The organism is Butyrivibrio sp. FCS014, assembly GCF_000526935.1.
Lineage (GTDB): Bacteria > Bacillota > Clostridia > Lachnospirales > Lachnospiraceae > Butyrivibrio.
This window is the reverse complement of the sequence record NZ_JAHA01000008.1, coordinates 80,724-97,675: the sequence shown is the minus strand read 5'-3', so window position 1 is coordinate 97,675 and position 16,952 is coordinate 80,724. Positions and strand designations below refer to the sequence as shown.

The 16,952-nt window shown below is 48.2% G+C and carries 16 protein-coding genes and 1 other RNA gene; 13 read left to right on the top strand and 4 right to left on the bottom strand.

The window, feature by feature from the left end; all coding sequences use genetic code 11:
- Positions 1 to 101: 101 nt before the first annotated feature.
- Positions 102 to 1,190 carry a PucR family transcriptional regulator gene (locus T456_RS0109370; protein WP_024865914.1) on the top strand — a complete coding sequence of 363 codons (1,089 nt, stop codon included), beginning with the start codon at positions 102 to 104 and terminating at the stop codon, positions 1,188 to 1,190.
- A 46-nt stretch (positions 1,191 to 1,236) separates the two neighbouring features.
- Here T456_RS0109370 and ffs read toward each other — a convergent pair.
- Positions 1,237 to 1,336: signal recognition particle sRNA small type (gene ffs / locus T456_RS22000), an RNA gene on the bottom strand.
- Between the two features lie 138 nt (positions 1,337 to 1,474).
- Between ffs and tadA the strand changes: the two genes are divergently transcribed.
- The 6 genes from tadA to T456_RS0109340 all read left to right on the top strand — a co-directional run bounded on the left by tadA (position 1,475) and on the right by T456_RS0109340 (position 8,835).
- Positions 1,475 to 1,963, top strand: coding sequence for a tRNA adenosine(34) deaminase TadA (gene tadA, locus T456_RS0109365; protein WP_024865913.1), 489 nt, complete (start codon positions 1,475 to 1,477; stop codon positions 1,961 to 1,963).
- Entirely contained in the window at positions 1,956 to 3,506 is a 1,551-nt protein-coding gene (locus T456_RS0109360) for a DUF3502 domain-containing protein (protein ID WP_024865912.1), read from the top strand. The genes tadA and T456_RS0109360 overlap by 8 nt, the downstream gene beginning before the upstream one ends.
- 44 nt (positions 3,507 to 3,550) lie before the next feature.
- The gene (locus T456_RS0109355; protein WP_197026875.1) at positions 3,551 to 5,086 is read left to right on the top strand and encodes a glycoside hydrolase family 9 protein; all 1,536 of its coding nucleotides are present in this window, start codon (positions 3,551 to 3,553) and stop codon (positions 5,084 to 5,086) included.
- A gap of 75 nt (positions 5,087 to 5,161) precedes the next feature.
- The gene (locus T456_RS0109350) at positions 5,162 to 5,956 is read left to right on the top strand and encodes an alpha/beta fold hydrolase (RefSeq protein ID WP_024865910.1); all 795 of its coding nucleotides are present in this window, start codon (positions 5,162 to 5,164) and stop codon (positions 5,954 to 5,956) included.
- 11 nt (positions 5,957 to 5,967) lie between these two features.
- The gene (locus T456_RS0109345; protein ID WP_024865909.1) at positions 5,968 to 7,608 is read left to right on the top strand and encodes a Mur ligase family protein; all 1,641 of its coding nucleotides are present in this window, start codon (positions 5,968 to 5,970) and stop codon (positions 7,606 to 7,608) included.
- Positions 7,609 to 7,629: 21 nt separating this feature from the next.
- Positions 7,630 to 8,835 carry a D-alanine--D-alanine ligase family protein gene (locus T456_RS0109340; RefSeq protein WP_024865908.1) on the top strand — a complete coding sequence of 402 codons (1,206 nt, stop codon included), beginning with the start codon at positions 7,630 to 7,632 and terminating at the stop codon, positions 8,833 to 8,835.
- 66 nt (positions 8,836 to 8,901) lie between these two features.
- Here the strand turns inward: T456_RS0109340 and T456_RS0109335 are convergent, their stop codons facing one another.
- Positions 8,902 to 9,639, bottom strand: a complete 738-nt coding sequence (locus T456_RS0109335) for a lysophospholipid acyltransferase family protein (protein ID WP_024865907.1) — start codon at positions 9,637 to 9,639, stop codon at positions 8,902 to 8,904.
- 117 nt (positions 9,640 to 9,756) lie between these two features.
- On the opposite strand from T456_RS0109335, the gene T456_RS0109330 reads away from it, so the two are divergent.
- The 3 genes from T456_RS0109330 (at position 9,757) to T456_RS0109320 (ending at position 12,825) form a co-directional block, all read left to right on the top strand.
- The gene (locus T456_RS0109330; protein ID WP_024865906.1) at positions 9,757 to 11,037 is read left to right on the top strand and encodes a dihydroorotase; all 1,281 of its coding nucleotides are present in this window, start codon (positions 9,757 to 9,759) and stop codon (positions 11,035 to 11,037) included.
- A 66-nt stretch (positions 11,038 to 11,103) separates the two neighbouring features.
- Complete coding sequence (locus tag T456_RS0109325) at positions 11,104 to 11,898, top strand: dihydroorotate dehydrogenase electron transfer subunit (protein WP_024865905.1); 795 nt, start codon at positions 11,104 to 11,106, stop codon at positions 11,896 to 11,898.
- A 27-nt stretch (positions 11,899 to 11,925) separates the two neighbouring features.
- Positions 11,926 to 12,825, top strand: a complete 900-nt coding sequence (locus T456_RS0109320; protein ID WP_024865904.1) for a dihydroorotate dehydrogenase — start codon at positions 11,926 to 11,928, stop codon at positions 12,823 to 12,825.
- Positions 12,826 to 12,920: 95 nt separating this feature from the next.
- Here the strand turns inward: T456_RS0109320 and T456_RS0109315 are convergent, their stop codons facing one another.
- A complete protein-coding gene (locus tag T456_RS0109315) occupies positions 12,921 to 13,541 on the bottom strand; it encodes a hypothetical protein (RefSeq protein ID WP_024865903.1) in 621 nt (206 codons plus the stop codon).
- A gap of 172 nt (positions 13,542 to 13,713) precedes the next feature.
- Here T456_RS0109315 and ispE point away from each other — a divergent pair, with 172 nt between their 5' ends.
- Together ispE and T456_RS0109305 are read left to right on the top strand one after the other, a co-directional pair.
- Positions 13,714 to 14,625 (top strand): 4-(cytidine 5'-diphospho)-2-C-methyl-D-erythritol kinase, encoded by a 912-nt coding sequence (gene ispE / locus T456_RS0109310; protein WP_242835908.1) that lies wholly within the window; start codon positions 13,714 to 13,716, stop codon positions 14,623 to 14,625.
- A 13-nt stretch (positions 14,626 to 14,638) separates the two neighbouring features.
- On the top strand, positions 14,639 to 15,091 hold the full coding sequence (locus tag T456_RS0109305; protein ID WP_024865901.1) for a DUF1934 domain-containing protein: 453 nt from the start codon (positions 14,639 to 14,641) through the stop codon (positions 15,089 to 15,091).
- Positions 15,092 to 15,119: 28 nt separating this feature from the next.
- Here the strand turns inward: T456_RS0109305 and T456_RS0109300 are convergent, their stop codons facing one another.
- Positions 15,120 to 15,593: a hypothetical protein gene (locus T456_RS0109300; RefSeq protein WP_024865900.1), complete on the bottom strand. Its 474-nt coding sequence runs from the start codon at positions 15,591 to 15,593 to the stop codon at positions 15,120 to 15,122.
- 147 nt (positions 15,594 to 15,740) lie between these two features.
- Between T456_RS0109300 and tig the strand changes: the two genes are divergently transcribed.
- Positions 15,741 to 16,946, top strand: coding sequence for a trigger factor (gene tig, locus T456_RS0109295; protein WP_024865899.1), 1,206 nt, complete (start codon positions 15,741 to 15,743; stop codon positions 16,944 to 16,946).
- Positions 16,947 to 16,952: the final 6 nt, after the last annotated feature.

Genomic DNA, 16,952 nt, shown 5'->3' with positions numbered 1-16,952 from the left:
GCAAGAATTTTCAGGGAGCTGCGCATAATCGCGCAGCTCTCTTTTTTGTGTTATGATATAAGTGTTGAAGTATGTCATGATTTCCAGGAAAGGGGCATGGTATGATATCCGCGCAGACGATCAAAAGCAGCATTGAAGAGTTGAGCACTATTACGAAGGTTGAACTTTGCGTTATGGATCTTAGTGGAGAGGTGATCGCCGGGAACAGCGAGAAGGATTTTCTCGACATCTCGATAATTACCAGCTTTGCCAATTCGCCGGTGGATTCGCAGGTTATAGGCGATGTACATCTGTTTAAGGTAATGGATGACGGAGAGCCTATGTATGTGCTTTTAGCCAAGGGCGACAGCGAGCATGCATATATGGTTGGTAAGATCGGAGTCAGCCAGCTTCAGAATCTTATAGTGGCATATAAGGAGAGATTTGACAGGAATAACTTCTTCCAGAATCTTCTGCTTGATAACATGCTTCTTATCGATGTGTACAACAGAGCCAAGAAGCTGAAGATCGAGGTCAATGCACCAAGGGTGATAATTCTTGTTGAGACCAGAAATGCCGTTGATAATTCGGCTCAGGAACTGCTTTCAAGCATGTATGGAAATCACTCCGGTGACTTTGTGACCGCTGTCGATGAGAACAGCGTAATTCTTATAAAGAGCTTATCAAAGGGCCAGTCATATGAGGAAGTGGGGCATATTGCAGAGACTATCGTGGACATGATGAACACAGAGGCCATGCTGAATGTTCGCGTTGCCTACGGAATGGTGGCAGAAGACCTTAAGGATCTCAGTAAATCATACAAGGAGGCCAAGATGGCACTGGAGGTGGGCAAGATCTTCTATGCGGAGAAACTTGTAAATGCCTACAATACCCTTGGCATAGGACGACTTATCTATCAGCTTCCCGAGAGTCTTTGCAGGATCTTTATAGATGAGATCTTCGGCGGCAAAGAAGTGCCTGACAATCTGGATGAGGAGACCCTCAACACAATTAATAAATTCTTTGAGAATAATCTGAATGTATCGGAGACTTCAAGACAGCTCTTTGTTCACAGAAATACGCTGGTTTACAGGATTGAGAAGCTGGAAAAGAGTTCCGGACTTGATGTCAGAAAATTTGACGATGCCCTTACCTTCAAGATCGCGCTGATGGTCATCAATTACATGAAATACCTTGAGGGCAAAAAATAAATAAAAAGACGACCCTGTGAAAGATGCATGTACGTTTGCTTTCGGAAAAGAACAGGCAACCTTACAACACATGGAAGGTTCTACTTAGTGCTGCTTCGTTCCCGACCTGACACGGTTCGCAGATTTCCATTGCATAAGACCCACTCTCACACAAAAGGACTGCTACATGCACCCATCACAGAGCCGCTATATAAATATAGCAGATACACATGAAAAAAGAAAGTAAAAAAATAATACCTGCGACAGGTACAGGATCAAAGAAGTCTCTTTCCCCTGAGGAGGAGATGGACATAAAGTATATGAGAGCTGCCCTGGCTCAGGCCAGGAAGGCCTACAAACTGGGTGAGGTTCCCATCGGATGTGTTATTGTCTACGAGGACAAGATCATCGGCCGTGGCTACAACAGGCGCAATACCGACAAAACTCCCCTTGCGCATGCGGAGATAACGGCCATTAAGAAGGCCGGCAAATTCATGAAGGACTGGAGACTTGAGGGCTGCAAATTGTATGTTACACTGGAACCCTGCCAGATGTGTGCCGGAGCCATTGTCCAGGCCAGGATTCCGGAAGTGATCATGGCTGCGGAGAATCCTAAGGCCGGGTGCGCCGGGTCTGTTATGGACATACTTAATAACCCGGATTTCAATCATCAGGTTTTGGTGAAAAAGGGTATTCTTCAGGATGAATGCAGTCAGATGCTGAAGAACTTTTTCGTGGAGCTCAGGATCAGAAATAAGGCAGAGAAGGAGCAGAAAGGAGGAAGCATTGAATAAGAGAATAATTGCAGTGATTCTTTCCCTTACCATGCTTCTTGCCACCGCTTCCTGCGGAAAAGAGCGCCCCTATTTAAATGCTGTCAATCCTCATGCCAATGATGTGATTGACCGAACAAAGGCGCCTACAGTTATCACTTATCTTACCATCGGCGACAAACCCCACAACGGTCAGACTGAGAAGGCTATTGAAGAGCTTAACCGGATTCTTGAAAGGCGTCTGAACGCACATCTTGATATTTACTATGTGGGGTGGAATGATTATCTCCGCAATTATAACTTAATACTTTCTTCTGAGGATTCAGATATAGACCTTGTGGGAACCAGTTCAGACTGGCTTGATGCCTGGTCCAATGTTATTAAGGGCAACTTTCTTCCTCTTTCCGAGGATATGCTGAGAGACTATTGCAGCATCACCTATGCCAATGTTACTCCAAGGCAGTGGGAGAACTGTAAATATGAGGGTGATATCTACCTGATACCGGAGAACGAGTACAGTCAGTGGACAAATCACGGTTTTATCTACAGAAAAGATATAGCTAATGAAGCGGGACTTAAAGAGATAGCTTCTTTTGAAGATATGGATACATATTTTGAGACAGTGATTCAAAAGCATCCGGAGATGATACCCTGGGACAGAGACCGGGACGGATCCGCATTGACGGAAGGGTATCTCATGTCAGCTTCAAGATATGTTCCCATTTATGAACTTACCGGATATGGTATCTGGGGACAGGATATGACGAACCCCGGAAAGATAATCTCTCCATATTATGAAGGGACGGATTTTGTTGACTTTGCTAAACTCATGAAGAAGTGGAACAGCATGGGAGTGTGGAGAAGAGATGTGAATGATGCCGGAGAGAACGAGGAAGAGTTCTACAGAGGAGAATCTTCTGTCATTCAGCATCATACCCAGAAGTACTACACCTCGGTGCAGCCCACAATGACTGTTCGTCAGCCTGGAGTTAATCTGGACTTCTTCTGGTTTGGAAGAGAGAGCGGGAACATTGTTCGTCTGAGCAATATCCACGGTGCGATGGCAGTTTCTTCCAGATCAAAGAATCCTGAAATGGCCCTTCTTGTATATGACATGATCCGCAATGATACTACCTGCTACAGGCTTATGCGCTATGGAGTGGAAGGTGAGCAGTACCAGATCTTGGAAAACGGAATGCTTGAAAGACCCAGCGGCTACAATGAAGAACAAGACAGTATTACCACCAACTTCTGGTGGGGGAGACGGGATGAGATGGAGATTCCCGATGCGGCATATGACTGGGATGCATACTACGAGCTTATAGATGACTATGAGCACCTGGCAATCCAGTATCCCTTTGAAGGAGTGCCGTTTTCCACTCCCGCCGTCAACGAAGAGGTTGAAAGCATAAAGAGTATTTTTGATACATACATTCCTCAGATTTCCTCAGGACAGTACGAGGGAACCGCGGAGGAGAAGGTACAGCAGTTCAGAGAGGAGCTTAAGAAAGCGGGATTTGAGAGGATAACGGGACACCTTCAGAGAATTCTCGATAACTACTGATAATTGATATGAATTTTTTTTCAAGGCTACTTAAAAAGAACAAAATGATAAGTCTGGCATGCATATTGCCGTTGTTGGGAAGCGTCGCTGGCTGCGGCGCTTCTTCTGCTGAATTGCCCACAGATGTTGCCGATATCACTTCGTTTGTGGTTCCGGTGCAGGTCGATTACGAAGAGCCTGTTCAAATACCAAATACCCTGGTGGATCAGGTGGGATATGAAGCTGCTTCGGAGAAGGCAGTGGTATTCAGAGGAGAAAACCTTACAGATTCCTTCGCCATATATGATGTCGAATCGGGGGATCAGGTGTACACCGGGCAGATACTTAAGTCCGTATACAATGAGGAACTTGGGGAGTATGACAGTATAGGGTATTTCAACGATCTGGAGGATGAAGGAAGGTATTTCATCTTTTCGGACGAGCTTGGACAGTCCTACTCTTTCTATATTGGAGAGGATGTATACGGGGGGCTCTTTGATGAGGCCTGCAAAAAATACTACATAAACCGGTGCGGACTGGCTTTGTCGGAGAACTACGCAGGAGATAACGCCCATAGCGCATGTCATACCACAGCGGCTCACCTCCAGGAGGACCCTTCCGTGGAACTTGATGTGACCGGAGGATGGCATATGGATGAGCAGGCGGGTAAGGACTCGGCCCTTGGATGCCGGATTGCCGAAGACCTGATCATGGCCTATGAGATGAATGAATCCGCTTTTAGTGATGACAGCGGGATTCCCGAGAGTGGCAACGATATTCCGGACATTCTCGATGAAGTCAGGTACGAAGTGGAATGGCTTCTTAAAATGCAGGACCCCAGGACCGGAGGGGTGTACGGGGCGGCTGTTACCAATGCAGCGGAAGGGGCAGACCTCTTTGCAGCGCCTGTTTTTGTGACTCCTGTATCAATGGATGCCACCATAAGTTTTGCGTCGATGCTGGCAAGATTCAGTTACTTTTATCAGCAGTATGACGGCGAGTTTGCCACCACCTGCCTTAAGGCAGCGGACAGGGCGTGGAGCTGCTTTTTGAATAATCAGAAGATAACCGACAACACCGCTTCCTTTAAGGCGGCAGCTCAGCTGTACAGGGCGACAGGGTCATCTTCCTATCACAATGTTCTTACCGACTTCTTTGCAAGGAGCGACTTTAAGGAACTTTTCGATACGGATGAGAATATCTTCCTGGGCTCAGTGACTTATCTTTCCATCAGTCAGCAGGTAGATGTTCAGACCTGCGGAGTTCTCATGAAGTATCTGATGAAAAAGTCAGAGGCCATAGCCCAGGCTGCGTCAAGGTCTACTTATCTTGTTACGGATGCCGCGGCAAAAGATGGCTTTGGCAAAATGCTGCAGGATATGAGGTGCCTTACCATAACGGACCATATCATCTACAACCATGAATACACCACCATTATAGAGAACCATGCCCATTACTTTATGGGGATGAATCCAAAGGCGGTGAATTTTGTTACGGATGATACCGAGAGAAGCTACAAGGATGCTTCACTTGGGGGCATCATGAACGATCCAGAGGAGGACGCGCTCCTTATCTTTATGCTGAGTGTGCTGGAGAAGTGAGAGCATTTTTCTCCAGATTGTAGTCATCTTTAAGAATTTGCAACGGATAGTATCCGGTGTTAATATGGATGGGTCATGAAAGCGAATATAAACGGATTAAATATCAATTACATAGATGAAGGCGCCGGTACAATGCTGGTGCTGCTTCACGGCTGGGGCTCAAATATAGAACTCTTTTCCGGACTGGTGAACTTTACGAAAAAGAAGTATCACGTTGTAGCCATGGACATGCCGGGCTTTGGCAAGAGCGATGAGCCAAAGGAGCCCATGAATGTGGACGACTACGTAAACTTCGTTCTGGACTTTATAAAGCAGCTTTACCCTGATGAGAAGGAGATCATTTTCCTTGGACACTCCATGGGAGGCAGGGTCATCATCAAGCTTACCTCCGGGATACATGACGGCAGGATTAAGGCAGGATTTACAGTGCCCAAGGTTATCCTCACGGATGCTGCGGGAGTTCCTCCGGTAAGGACCGCTGCCCAGAGTAAGCGCACAAAGAGATACAAGTTCTATAAGAACCTCATCACTAAGACCGGAATTTCCAAGGCCTTTCCCGGAGTGCTGGACGCTCTTCAGAAGAAGTTTGGAAGCGCGGACTATGCTGCGGCTTCACCGGTTATGAGAGCAAGTCTTGTGAAGGTGGTAAACGAGGACCTTACGCCCTATATGCCTTCCGTGACAATGCCGGCTCTTTTGATATGGGGAGATCAGGACACGGCCACTCCGCTGTCTGACGGACAGAAGATGGAGGAGCTGATGCCTGAGGCAGGTCTTGCGGTTATAAACGGCGCAGGCCACTATTCATTCCTTGATAACGTATATCTTTACAACAAGATCCTGGGAAGCTTCCTGGGGATCAGCATCTGAGGTAGATAAACATGTTTTTTGCTTCCACACTAATAATGATAATTCCCGTGCTGTGCTTTGCCTTTCTGGCGCTTCGGTACTACACCCACATGCTGCAGCTTTCAAGCTACCAGTTCCAGGGGTATTTCAGGTTCCTTAGAAGCATTCCCTTAAGGCTTTGTGCCCACGGAGCGATCCTTCTGCTTTCGCTGTCGGTGGCTTTCGGGCGGAACGTAATAGGCGCAGGCCCCGGACTGTTTATACTTCTTCTGGTTCTGGGCATTTATATCGCGCTTATCATCGCGTATCTTCCAAGGCCCGCCAAGAAGAAATTTGTGGTAACGGACAGGGTAAAGAGACTGATCGTAACCTACGCGGTCATCACGCTTCTTGTATTCGGACTTACAATGATCATCACATCGGCAGTTACAAGGGGTGACAACACTTCGGTGGTAGTTGCCGAGATGGTGGCCTGTGCGGTATATGTGGCTTTCCTTCCGCTGCTTACGGCCCTTGCAAATCTCATCAACAAGCCCATTGAGAACAGGATCAACAAATACTATATAGACGATGCAGTCAGGATCCTCAATGAACACGAGGGACTTCGCATCATCGGAATCACAGGAAGCTTTGGCAAGACCAGCGTTAAGTATTATCTGAACACTCTTTTGTCCGAGGGCTTCAGAGTTCTTATGACCCCCGAGAGCTACAACACTCCCATGGGAATCGTAAGGACCATAAGAGAGCACATGCAGCCCACCCACGAGATCTTCATCTGCGAGATGGGCGCCCGTCACCTCCATGACATCAAGGAGATCACGGACATTGTTCATCCCGATGACGGAATCCTTACATCCATCGGATATCAGCACCTTGAGACCTTCCACTCTCTTGAGAATATCATCAGTACCAAGTACGAGCTTCTGGATGCGGTCGATGAAAAAGAGAAGTCTGAAGGAGGCAAGGTTCCCGGTAAACACCTTAAGTTTGTAAACGGCGACAACGAGATCATCCGGGAAAATATGAAGTATCCCGATGCCATAACCTACGGACTTGACGAGGGCAACGACTACAGGGCTACGGATATTACGGTGACAGGGGCTGGTACGACATTCACGGTCACATCCCCTGCCGGAGAGAGCGCCGAGTACACCACAAAGCTGGTGGGAAGGCACAACGTAGAGAATATCGTGGGAGCCATTGCAGCGGCCAACAGCCTCGGAATTCCCATGACCAAGCTTAAGATGGCGGTCAGACGCCTTCAGAGCGTTCCTCACAGACTTGAGCTTACAAAGCACGGCAATGTTGCGATCCTTGACGATGCTTACAATTCAAATCCCAACGGAGCCAAAGTGGCCCTTGAGACGCTGGCTCTTTTTACCGACAGCGTGAAGATCCTGGTGACACCGGGTATGGTGGAGCTTGGGGCAAAAGAGGATGAGTATAACCGGGAGTTTGGTGCTCAGGCGGCAGCTGTGTGCGATTACATCATTCTTGTGGGAGAGAAGAACAGCACTTCCATCAAGATGGGAGCCCTTGGCGCAGGCTTTGACACCGAGAGGATTTTTGTGAAGAGTACCTTTAACGAGGCATCCGCTCTTATGTATGAGCTTGACGCAGGCAGAGAAAAGGTTATACTTTTGGAGAATGATCTGCCTGATAACTATAAGTGATTTTATGAAAGAAGGAAGAATATGAAGCTGAAGGTTGCGGTTTTATTTGGCGGCAAGAGTACGGAGCATGAGATCTCCATTATCTCTGCCATCCAGGCTATTGGATATATCAACACAGATAAGTACGAGGTTATTCCCGTATATATCAGTAAGAACTATGACTATTACGTTGGAGAGGATGTGGGTAAGATCGAGGAATACACCCATATTCCGGAGCTTTTGAAGAAGAGCACCAGAGTTATCTGGGTCAAGGACGGGGACAAGGTTTCTCTTGTAAGATACCCCATGAAGAAGTTCGGAAACAACGTGATCACTACAGTGGATGTGGCTTTCCCCATTGTTCACGGAACCAACGTTGAGGACGGAACACTGCAGGGCTTCCTTACAACACTGGGACTTCCCGTTGTTGGATGCGATGTCCTCTCATCTGCCGTTGGAATGAACAAATATGTTATGAAGACTGTTCTCAAGGACAACAATATTCCTGTCCTTGACTGCAAGTGCTATACCTGGAAGGATTATGAGGACGTGGACGGCCTGGTTGCTAAGATCGAGGCTGCATTCACATATCCCGTTATCGTAAAGCCCCTTAACCTGGGCTCCAGTATCGGTATCAAGAAGGCCTCAAACAAAGAGGAACTTTTGGAGGCTCTTGATCTTGGTTTTGAATTTTCCAGAAAGATCCTGGTTGAGCGTGCCATCTCACAGCTCAAGGAGATCAACTGCTCGGTTCTTGGTGACTATGAGAGCGCAGAGGCTTCCGAGTGCGAGGAGCCTGTTAACTCAGACGATATATTAAGCTTTGAGGATAAGTACATCGGCGGAGCCAAGGGCGGCGCAAAGGGCGCAAAGACCGGCGGCAGCAAGGGTATGGCTTCCCTCAAGAGGAAGATCCCCGCTGATATCTCTTCCGAGATGAGAGACAGGATCAGAAAGATGGCTGTAGACGCCTTCATCTGCCTTGGCTGCAGCGGCGTTTCCCGTATCGACTTCATGATCGATATGGCTACCAATGAAGTATATCTCAACGAGATCAATACTATCCCCGGTTCCCTTTCCTTCTATCTGTGGGAGCCCCTGGGAATGAAATATGAGCACCTTTTAGACAATATGATACAGCTGGCTCTTAAGGCAGACAGAGAGAACCACAAGGTTGTATACTCCTTTGATACCAACGTACTTGAGGGAGTTCACCTTGGCGGCGGCTCAAAGGGCAGCAAGATGTGATAATAAAAAACCTCTTTCCAAAGGCGATGCGCCAATGGGAAGAGGTTTTGTTTGTGTCATGACAGGTCAGATCTCAAGATTCTCGTTTCTTACGTAGGTCTCTTCGATGATATTCTTGACGTACTGGTCGATGTTCTTCTGGTCGTCCTTATCCAGCTCTTTGATCCTGATGGGCTCGCAGTACTCGATCACCACCGTTGTCTTTTTTACCCAGGGCATGTGATTTTCAAAGCAGTCCCTGGTGTGGTTTACAACCACGGGAACGATGGGGCAGTCCGCCTTCTGGGCGATCTTGAAGCTTCCCTTGTGGAACTCACCAAGGGGCTTGTCGGTCTTGTTCCTGGTTCCTTCGGGATAGATGAAGATGGAGATGCCGCTTTTCACCTTGTCGATGGCGGTAAGAACCATCTCAAGACCCTTTCGGATATCGGATCTGTCAAGGAAAAGACAGTCCAGATAAACCATCCAGAAGCTGATGACCGGAAGCTTCATGGATTCCTGCTTGGCGATATAGCCTGTTCGTCCGGGAACTCTTGGGTAAGTCACAACAATGTCGAAGATGCTTCGGTGGTTGCTCACATAAAGAACCGCCTCGTCCTTGGGAACATTGTCTTCACCGATGACAACGCGCTTGATGCCGCCGATGAACAGGATTACGTTGAAGGCCCAGCTCACAATGGCCAGTGAAGCCTTCCTGGCGCCGGGATCGTTGAACTTGTGCATGATGAAGAGCACAAGCTGCATGGGAAGACTCACAATAAGAAATATCACCAGAAATATAAAGATCAGTATTGTACGTATCATTAAATCCTTGCCTCTTTTCGATTTTGGAAAATTTCTTCTATATTTTCTCACGAGTGGGGCAAAAATGGAATAGCCAATAGGTTATAATAGTTAGCAGAATAATTATGGGAGGAGTCTATGCTGCTTATAAGAGGTGGATATCTGATGGACCCGGCATCGGGAACAGAGGGCAAAAGAGACATCGTGATCCGGGATGGCAGAGTTGAAGCCATACTGACCCCCGGAAAGGATACAATGACAACGAAGGCCGACAGGGTCATTGATGCGTCCGGAATGGTGGTGGCTCCCGGCCTTGTGGACTGCCACGTGCATTTCAGGGACCCGGGTTTTACCTATAAGGAAGACATCTACACCGGTGCAATGGCTGCCAAGAGAGGCGGCTTTACCACGGTTGTCATGATGGGCAACACCAATCCCCACATGGACAATCCCGAAATCATAAGAGAGGCTGTAAAGAAGGGCATGGATACCGGCATCAACGTTCTTTGCTGCGGCAATGTCACTAAGGGCATGCTGGGAAAAGAGATAGTGGATATGGATGCCCTTATTAATGCCGGAGCGGTGCTGTTTACCGACGACGGAGTTCCTGTTATGGACGAGGAGCTGATGAAAGAGGCCCTCAACATGGCAAGGAAGCGTGGAATGGTAATAAGTCTCCACGAGGAGGACCCCAAGTATATTTCCAATAACGGAATTAACGCCGGCGCTGTTGCGGACAAGCTCGGGATCAAGGGTTCTCCAAGGGATGCCGAGATTTCCATGGTAAAAAGAGACATCGCTCTTGCGGAAGAGACCGGAGGAGCCATAGTGGTGCAGCATATAAGTGCTGCAGAGTCCGTGGAGCTGATAAGACAGGCCAGAAAGAACTGGATAAGGGTCTTTGCAGAGGCCACGCCCCATCACTTTACTTTGACTGAGGAAGCTGTTCTTGAGCATGGAAGTCTTGCCAAGATGAACCCGCCTCTTAGGCTTGAATCCGACAGGCAGGCCATAATAGAGGGCATCAGGGACGGAACCATAGAGATGATAGCAACGGACCATGCTCCTCATTCAAAAGAGGAGAAGGAGAGGGAGATAACAAAGGCTCCCAGTGGAATAACAGGCCTTGAAACATCCCTGGCCCTGGGGATCCGGGAACTGGTAAATCCCGGACATATCAGCCTTATGACTCTTCTTGAGAGGATGACCTGCGGCCCTGCCGATGTCTACGGCCTTGATGCGGGACATCTGTGGGAAGGGGACAGAGCGGATCTTGTGATCTTTAATCCAAAGGAGGAGTGGGTCTTTGGAAGCAGCGTTTCCAAAGCCTCCAACACGCCTTTCCTGGGGCAGAAGCTCCCCGGAAAGATCCATTACACCATCTGCGGCGGCGAGATAGTGTACAGCTCAAAGAGCTGAGTTTTTGCAGAGCATATAACGGCCCCAAGGCGGGCTGTATGATACAGATAAAAGGGAGAGTATCGGATGAAGAAAAAGACAGAAGCGTTAGTTATAAGCCAGAGGATCCTTGCCGAGGGGATCTATGATCTGTGGCTTGAGACGGAACTTGCAAGGGATGCAAAGCCGGGGCAGTTTGTGGGAGTGTATCCGGTGGGGAAAGCGACTCTTTTGCCAAGACCCATCAGCATCTGCGAGGTGGATGCTGCCAAATCGGCCATAAGACTGGTGTACAGGGTTGTGGGAAGCGGAACCGCGGAGTTCACCTTGTATCAGCCCGGGGATAACATGACTATCCTGGGAGTTTTGGGAAACGGCTTTCCTCTTGAGGCAGCAGCCGGGAAAAGAGCTGTTGTCATGGGCGGAGGAATCGGAGTACCGCCCCTTCTTGAGACAGCAAAGAGGCTCTCAAACCTTGAGGGAGGCGAGAAGCCAAAGTCCGTTGCCGCAGTCATGGGCTACCGGGATGCGCAGACTTTTTTGTCCGGAGAATTCGAAAAGGTTTCTAAGCTTCATATCGCCACGGAGGATGGAAGCGTAGGAACAAAGGGCAATGTCCTTGATGCCATGAGAGAAGAGGCTATTGAGGCGGATGTGATCTTTGCCTGCGGGCCGATGCCTATGCTGAAGGCCATAAAGTCTTTTGCCGTGGCCAATGGAATAAAGGCATACCTTTCCCTGGAGGAGAGGATGGCCTGCGGAGTCGGCGCCTGCCTTGGGTGTGTTTGCAAGACCACAAAGGTGGATGAGCATTCCCATGTGAAGAATGCCAGGATATGCACCGAGGGACCGGTATTTGATGCGGACGACCTTGACCTTTGATCATAAACAGATAGTGGAGGAAATGCCTTGAATACAGCAGTTGAGATAGCAGGAGTAAAATTTAAGAACCCGGTTATGACAGCCTCCGGAACCTTCGGATCCGGAATGGAATATTCGGATTTTGTGGACTTAAACAGGCTGGGAGCCGTGGTGACCAAGGGTGTTGCCAATGTGCCTTGGGAAGGAAACCCCACCCCGAGAGTTGCGGAAGTTTATGGGGGAATGCTCAATGCCATCGGCCTTCAGAACCCGGGAATAGACGTTTTCGTGGAGAGAGACCTGGAGTTTCTGAAAAAATATGACACCAAGGTCATAGTCAATGTCTGCGGAAAGAGCGTAAGCGACTACCTTGATGTGGTGGAGAGGCTCTCGGATGAGGCGGTGGACATGCTGGAGATCAATGTCTCCTGCCCCAATGTAAAAGAGGGTGCCATTGCCTTCGGGCAGAAGGTGTCAGCTCTTTTTGACATAACCAGTGAGATCAAGAGGATCGCAAAACAGCCGGTAATCATGAAGCTCAGCCCCAATGTCACCAGCATCGCGGAGATGGCCAAGGCTGCGGAGGCAGCAGGAGCGGATGCCATATCCCTTATAAATACCATCACCGGAATGAAGATAGATATCCATAAGAGGAAGTTTGCTCTTGCCAATAAGACCGGTGGCCTCTCAGGCCCTGCAATTAAGCCTGTTGCGGTGCGTATGGTCTACGAAGCTTCCCATGCGGTGAATATTCCGGTCATTGGAATGGGAGGTATTGCAAACGCTGAGGATGCCATCGAATTCATCATGGCGGGAGCAACGGCGGTGGCTGTCGGCGCTATGAATTTCCACGATCCATACACAACGATAAACGTCATCGAGGGGATCGAGGCCTACATGAAACAGTATGGAGTTCAGGATATCAATGAGCTTCGGGGAATCGTGTAAGGAAAAGATCCTAAGAGAATATAAGAAGATATATGAAAAGAGGATGTACTTTTTAGGGTACATCCTCTTCTTCGTTACTAGCAACGGTTGCGGTCTTAGGCCTCAGTTTTGCCGGTCAGCTCGTCAAATCCTTTCATGACGGCGCCGTAGGTCTGCTTTGAGATCTCGGGCAGCTCTCCGCCCCATGTCTTCTCAGCCTGCGCATAGCCTTTTTCGAAAGCGGCGCGCATCTTCTCCAGCTTAGCGGGATCGTCCCCTGCCAGAGCTTTTGCAAAGTCCAGGATTCTCTCTGAGGTCTGCTTAACGCCCCAGTATCCGTTCTCGGATATATCTTCCTGAGCCTGCGCCTTGGTCGCTGCGTCTACTGTAAAATCACCTTTTGCCAGGAACTTCCACATGGAATCGTCATCATCGTTAGCTATACCAAATGCTTTAACCTGCTTGCCCATCATCTTGTGAACGATGTCAACAAGCTGTTGCTGGCGCATTGCATCATCGGCTTTGAGCTGTTGGATGATCTTCTTCCGGTCTTCTTCCCTGGTGGAAACCTTCGACGACTTGTCAGAGGTCTCCTCGGATTTTTCGTACACAGCAGCGGCTTCCGCTTTTACCTTTACCTCAGAATCTTTCTTCTTGTCTTCGACAGGGGCATTGATCGCTGAAGCATAGGTGGTTGCGATGTTGTTAGTAACCTCGGTAACTCCGTTTACGCCCATATAGAACTCCTTTTCCGCACAGGTTAACTAAAGTTGGACCGCGCTTGAAACGAAACTATAGTGTACCTATTCTGTTTGTCGGCTGATTTTCAAAAAACTTTAGAGGTAAATATAAATATTTTTCAATTTTTTAGGACTTTTTTTCTTGTAATGATTACGTATGGGTGAGAAGATGTTAATTGGAAAAAAGACGGAAGTGGAGCGGTTTTTAGAGATGGAAGTGACCAGAAAGGCTTACGCCAAGATAAATCTGGGACTTGATGTGACCGGAAAGCGTGATGACGGCTATCATCTTGTTCGGATGATAATGCAGAACATAGATATATACGATACCCTGACCTTTAAGAGAAACGAAACCGGTGATATAACCCTTAGCTGCTCAAGGGAGGGCATTCCCACCGACGGCCGCAACCTTATCTGCAAGGTGGCAAAGCAGCTCAAAGAGGAGTATGGCGTTACCGCCGGAGTTGATATGACGCTGGAAAAGGTCATCCCTGCGGCTGCGGGAATGGCCGGCGGAAGCACCGACGGGGCAGCAGCCTATTATGCCTTGAATGAGCTGTGGGATCTTGGCATGAGCCGGGATGATATGTGCAGACTGGCAGTTAAACTTGGGGCAGACATCCCCTACTGCATCGTGGGAGGCACAGCGCTCTCGGAGGGCATAGGAGAAATACTTACTCCGTTAAAAGATCTGGCGGATTGTGCCATAGTCATCGCAAAGCCGGGATTAGATGTATCTACGGCCTGGGTGTACAGAGAGCTGGACAACAGCACTGATGTTGTTCATCCTGACATCGACGGTATAAAAAAGACTATTGAGGCCGGGGATATAAAAGGCATGTGCGCTCTTATTGACAATGTGCTTGAGCCTGTTACCGCCAAAGAGCACACAGTCATAAAGGATATAGAAAAGATTCTTCTGGATAATGGGGCCACAGGGGCATTCATGACAGGAAGCGGTCCCACGGTATTTGGTATTTACGAGGATGTGAAAAAGGCTGGAGAGGGAATGGAAGCTGTTAGAAAGAGTGGACTTGCGCCGGAGCTCTTTTTAACAAGACCGGTAAATCCCAACTTGTGAGAGAAGGTGGCCAATGAACAGAAACGTAGAGGTTTATGTAACCGGAATACATGCCAGGGAAGGTGAACCTACGGAGAAGGTTGAGTCAACCCATCTTGGGAGCTTTGAACTTCTTGAGGACGGAAGCCGCGTTGTGGAATATGAGTCCGATATGGACACCGGACACGAGAGCATGAAGGTCCACAACAAGGTTCTCATAGCCCCCGGTGGCGATGCCATGGAGATAATAAGAAGAGGCGCCACCAGTTCCAGGCTGGCCTTTGGTGATAATATGGAGTACGATACGGACTATGTGACGCCCTACGGATCCATGAAGATGAAGGTCCGCACCAACAGCTTCGATTTTAATGTGGGTATAAATGAAGAAGAGATGAAAGTGGTGGCGGAGTACGATCTGGAGATCGACGGCCAGGTCATCTCAAGTTCCATGGTGGTTTTGGACATAAAAAATACGGAGGCAGGATAACCTGTCTCCGTTTCTTTTCATTATTAAGTTATTTGATCGATTTAGCACCGGCTTTTTCCTGGGCCTTCTCAACAAGGTTCTTGAAGAAGCCCTTTTTCTTTTCCTGAACAGGAGCTTTGCCGCGAAGTCCCTTAACCTCTGTTACATAGATGCCGCTTACAGAAGCCTTGACTTCTTTCTTGACCGGAACGGAATCGAAGATCTTCTCGTCGCAGATAAGGCTCATAACTCTGTTTCCAACTCTTACCTTGAGAATAGGGAGTTTGGAACCACGAAGGAGCTTGGGCGTCTGATCGATCACCGCCTGAGGAAGACCTGCTTCCTTGAGCTTCATGCGCTTCTTGTCAATGATCAGCATGGTAACGGTCTGCTTCATTGCATCCAACTGTTCCTGCTGCTCCGCCTGCTTCTTCTGAGCTCTCTTTCCAAGGAAATAAAGAGCGACAGCGGCGGCTGCCAGAACTACGGCTACCACGATCAAAGTAATAAGTACCGGGTTCATAGAAAAAAATACCTCCAAAAAATCTCTTGTACCACTTAAGTGGTAACAACCTATTTTAGCATTGTTTACCTGGTTAGGCAATAAAATACTTTAATAAGAAGGAAGAGTGTGGTAGTATAAAAAATATTGTTTAGAAGGAGTATTATTATGAAAAAGAATTTTGCGCTATTTATTGCCTTGGTTTCGGCAGCAGCTCTTCTTACAGCGTGCGGAGATAAGGCAAGTGATAACAGCACTGAGGAGGCTACAGCCGCAGTAACAGAGGCAGCAGATACAGAAGCCGATACCCAGGCTGAAACAGGTGTTGATCTGTCTAACCTTGAGACACAGACTCTTTTGGACACAGATCTTGAGACCTGCCTTGCTCTTGGCGAGTACAAGGGCGTTACCGCAGAAGTTGCCGCAGTAGAGATCACCGATGAGGATGTTGAGAAAAGGCTTGCGGACTTATATGCTCAGGACCCCATGATGGTTGATGTTACAGACAGAGCAGTTGAAAGCGGAGATACAGTCAATATCGATTATGTAGGCAAGTACGCTGACACTCTGGAGGCTTTCCAGGGAGGAACAGCGCAGGGCGCTCTGCTTACCATCGGTTCACACAGCTACATCGACGGATTTGAGGATGGACTTATCGGAGTCAATATCGGAGACACAGTTGATCTTAATCTTACTTTCCCCGAGAATTACGGCGCAGCCGATCTTGCAGGCAAGGATGTTATCTTTACCGTAACCGTTAACGGAATTCAGACCGCAGAGGCAGAGCCTTCCGATGAGTGGGTTGCTTCCCAGAACCTTGACGATGTTACAGACCTTGAGGGATTTAAGGTACATCTTAAGGAGCAGCTTACACAGGAAGCACTTTCAGACAGAGATGACACTGTTCAGAATACAGTTCTCGAGACCGTTATGAATAACACCACATTTAATGAGGTTCCCGAGAAGCTCTATAACAGATATTACAAGCAGCAATACGAAGCCATCAATTATTACACACAGCTCTATGCAGCATCTACAGGCACACAGCTTACTGCAGATGAGTTCGTAAATCTGACAATGCAGAACAATGGAATTGCCGGAACGGCTGAGGAGTACATCAAGAACATGGTTGATCAGACCACCAAGCAGTTCATGATGCTTCAGGCTATCGCAGACAAGGAAGGCATTGAGGTTACCGATGCGGATATAGATGAGTATCTGCATAACGCCTATGACAATGCAGCGACTACAGCCTACAGCTCTTTTGAAGAGTACAAGGATTCCCTTGAGCTCGAGATCTACAGAGAGGGTCTTATGAGCCAGAAGGTTGTGGATTTCCTTACAGAAAACGCAAATGTAGTTGAGACCAACTAATACATA

Bases quoted from the DNA above. Each gene is read 5' to 3' on its own strand.
- T456_RS0109370 (WP_024865914.1), top strand. From the start codon at position 102: ATGATATCCGCGCAGACGATCAAAAGCAGCATTGAAGAGTTGAGCACT.
- tadA (WP_024865913.1), top strand. From the start codon at position 1,475: ATGGACATAAAGTATATGAGAGCTGCCCTGGCTCAGGCCAGGAAGGCC.
- T456_RS0109355 (WP_197026875.1), top strand. From the start codon at position 3,551: ATGATAAGTCTGGCATGCATATTGCCGTTGTTGGGAAGCGTCGCTGGC.
- T456_RS0109350 (WP_024865910.1), top strand. From the start codon at position 5,162: ATGAAAGCGAATATAAACGGATTAAATATCAATTACATAGATGAAGGC.
- T456_RS0109345 (WP_024865909.1), top strand. From the start codon at position 5,968: ATGTTTTTTGCTTCCACACTAATAATGATAATTCCCGTGCTGTGCTTT.
- T456_RS0109340 (WP_024865908.1), top strand. From the start codon at position 7,630: ATGAAGCTGAAGGTTGCGGTTTTATTTGGCGGCAAGAGTACGGAGCAT.
- T456_RS0109335 (WP_024865907.1), bottom strand. From the start codon at position 9,639: ATGATACGTACAATACTGATCTTTATATTTCTGGTGATATTTCTTATT.
- T456_RS0109330 (WP_024865906.1), top strand. From the start codon at position 9,757: ATGCTGCTTATAAGAGGTGGATATCTGATGGACCCGGCATCGGGAACA.
- T456_RS0109325 (WP_024865905.1), top strand. From the start codon at position 11,104: ATGAAGAAAAAGACAGAAGCGTTAGTTATAAGCCAGAGGATCCTTGCC.
- T456_RS0109315 (WP_024865903.1), bottom strand. From the start codon at position 13,541: ATGGGCGTAAACGGAGTTACCGAGGTTACTAACAACATCGCAACCACC.
- ispE (WP_242835908.1), top strand. From the start codon at position 13,714: ATGTTAATTGGAAAAAAGACGGAAGTGGAGCGGTTTTTAGAGATGGAA.
- T456_RS0109305 (WP_024865901.1), top strand. From the start codon at position 14,639: ATGAACAGAAACGTAGAGGTTTATGTAACCGGAATACATGCCAGGGAA.
- T456_RS0109300 (WP_024865900.1), bottom strand. From the start codon at position 15,593: ATGAACCCGGTACTTATTACTTTGATCGTGGTAGCCGTAGTTCTGGCA.
- tig (WP_024865899.1), top strand. From the start codon at position 15,741: ATGAAAAAGAATTTTGCGCTATTTATTGCCTTGGTTTCGGCAGCAGCT.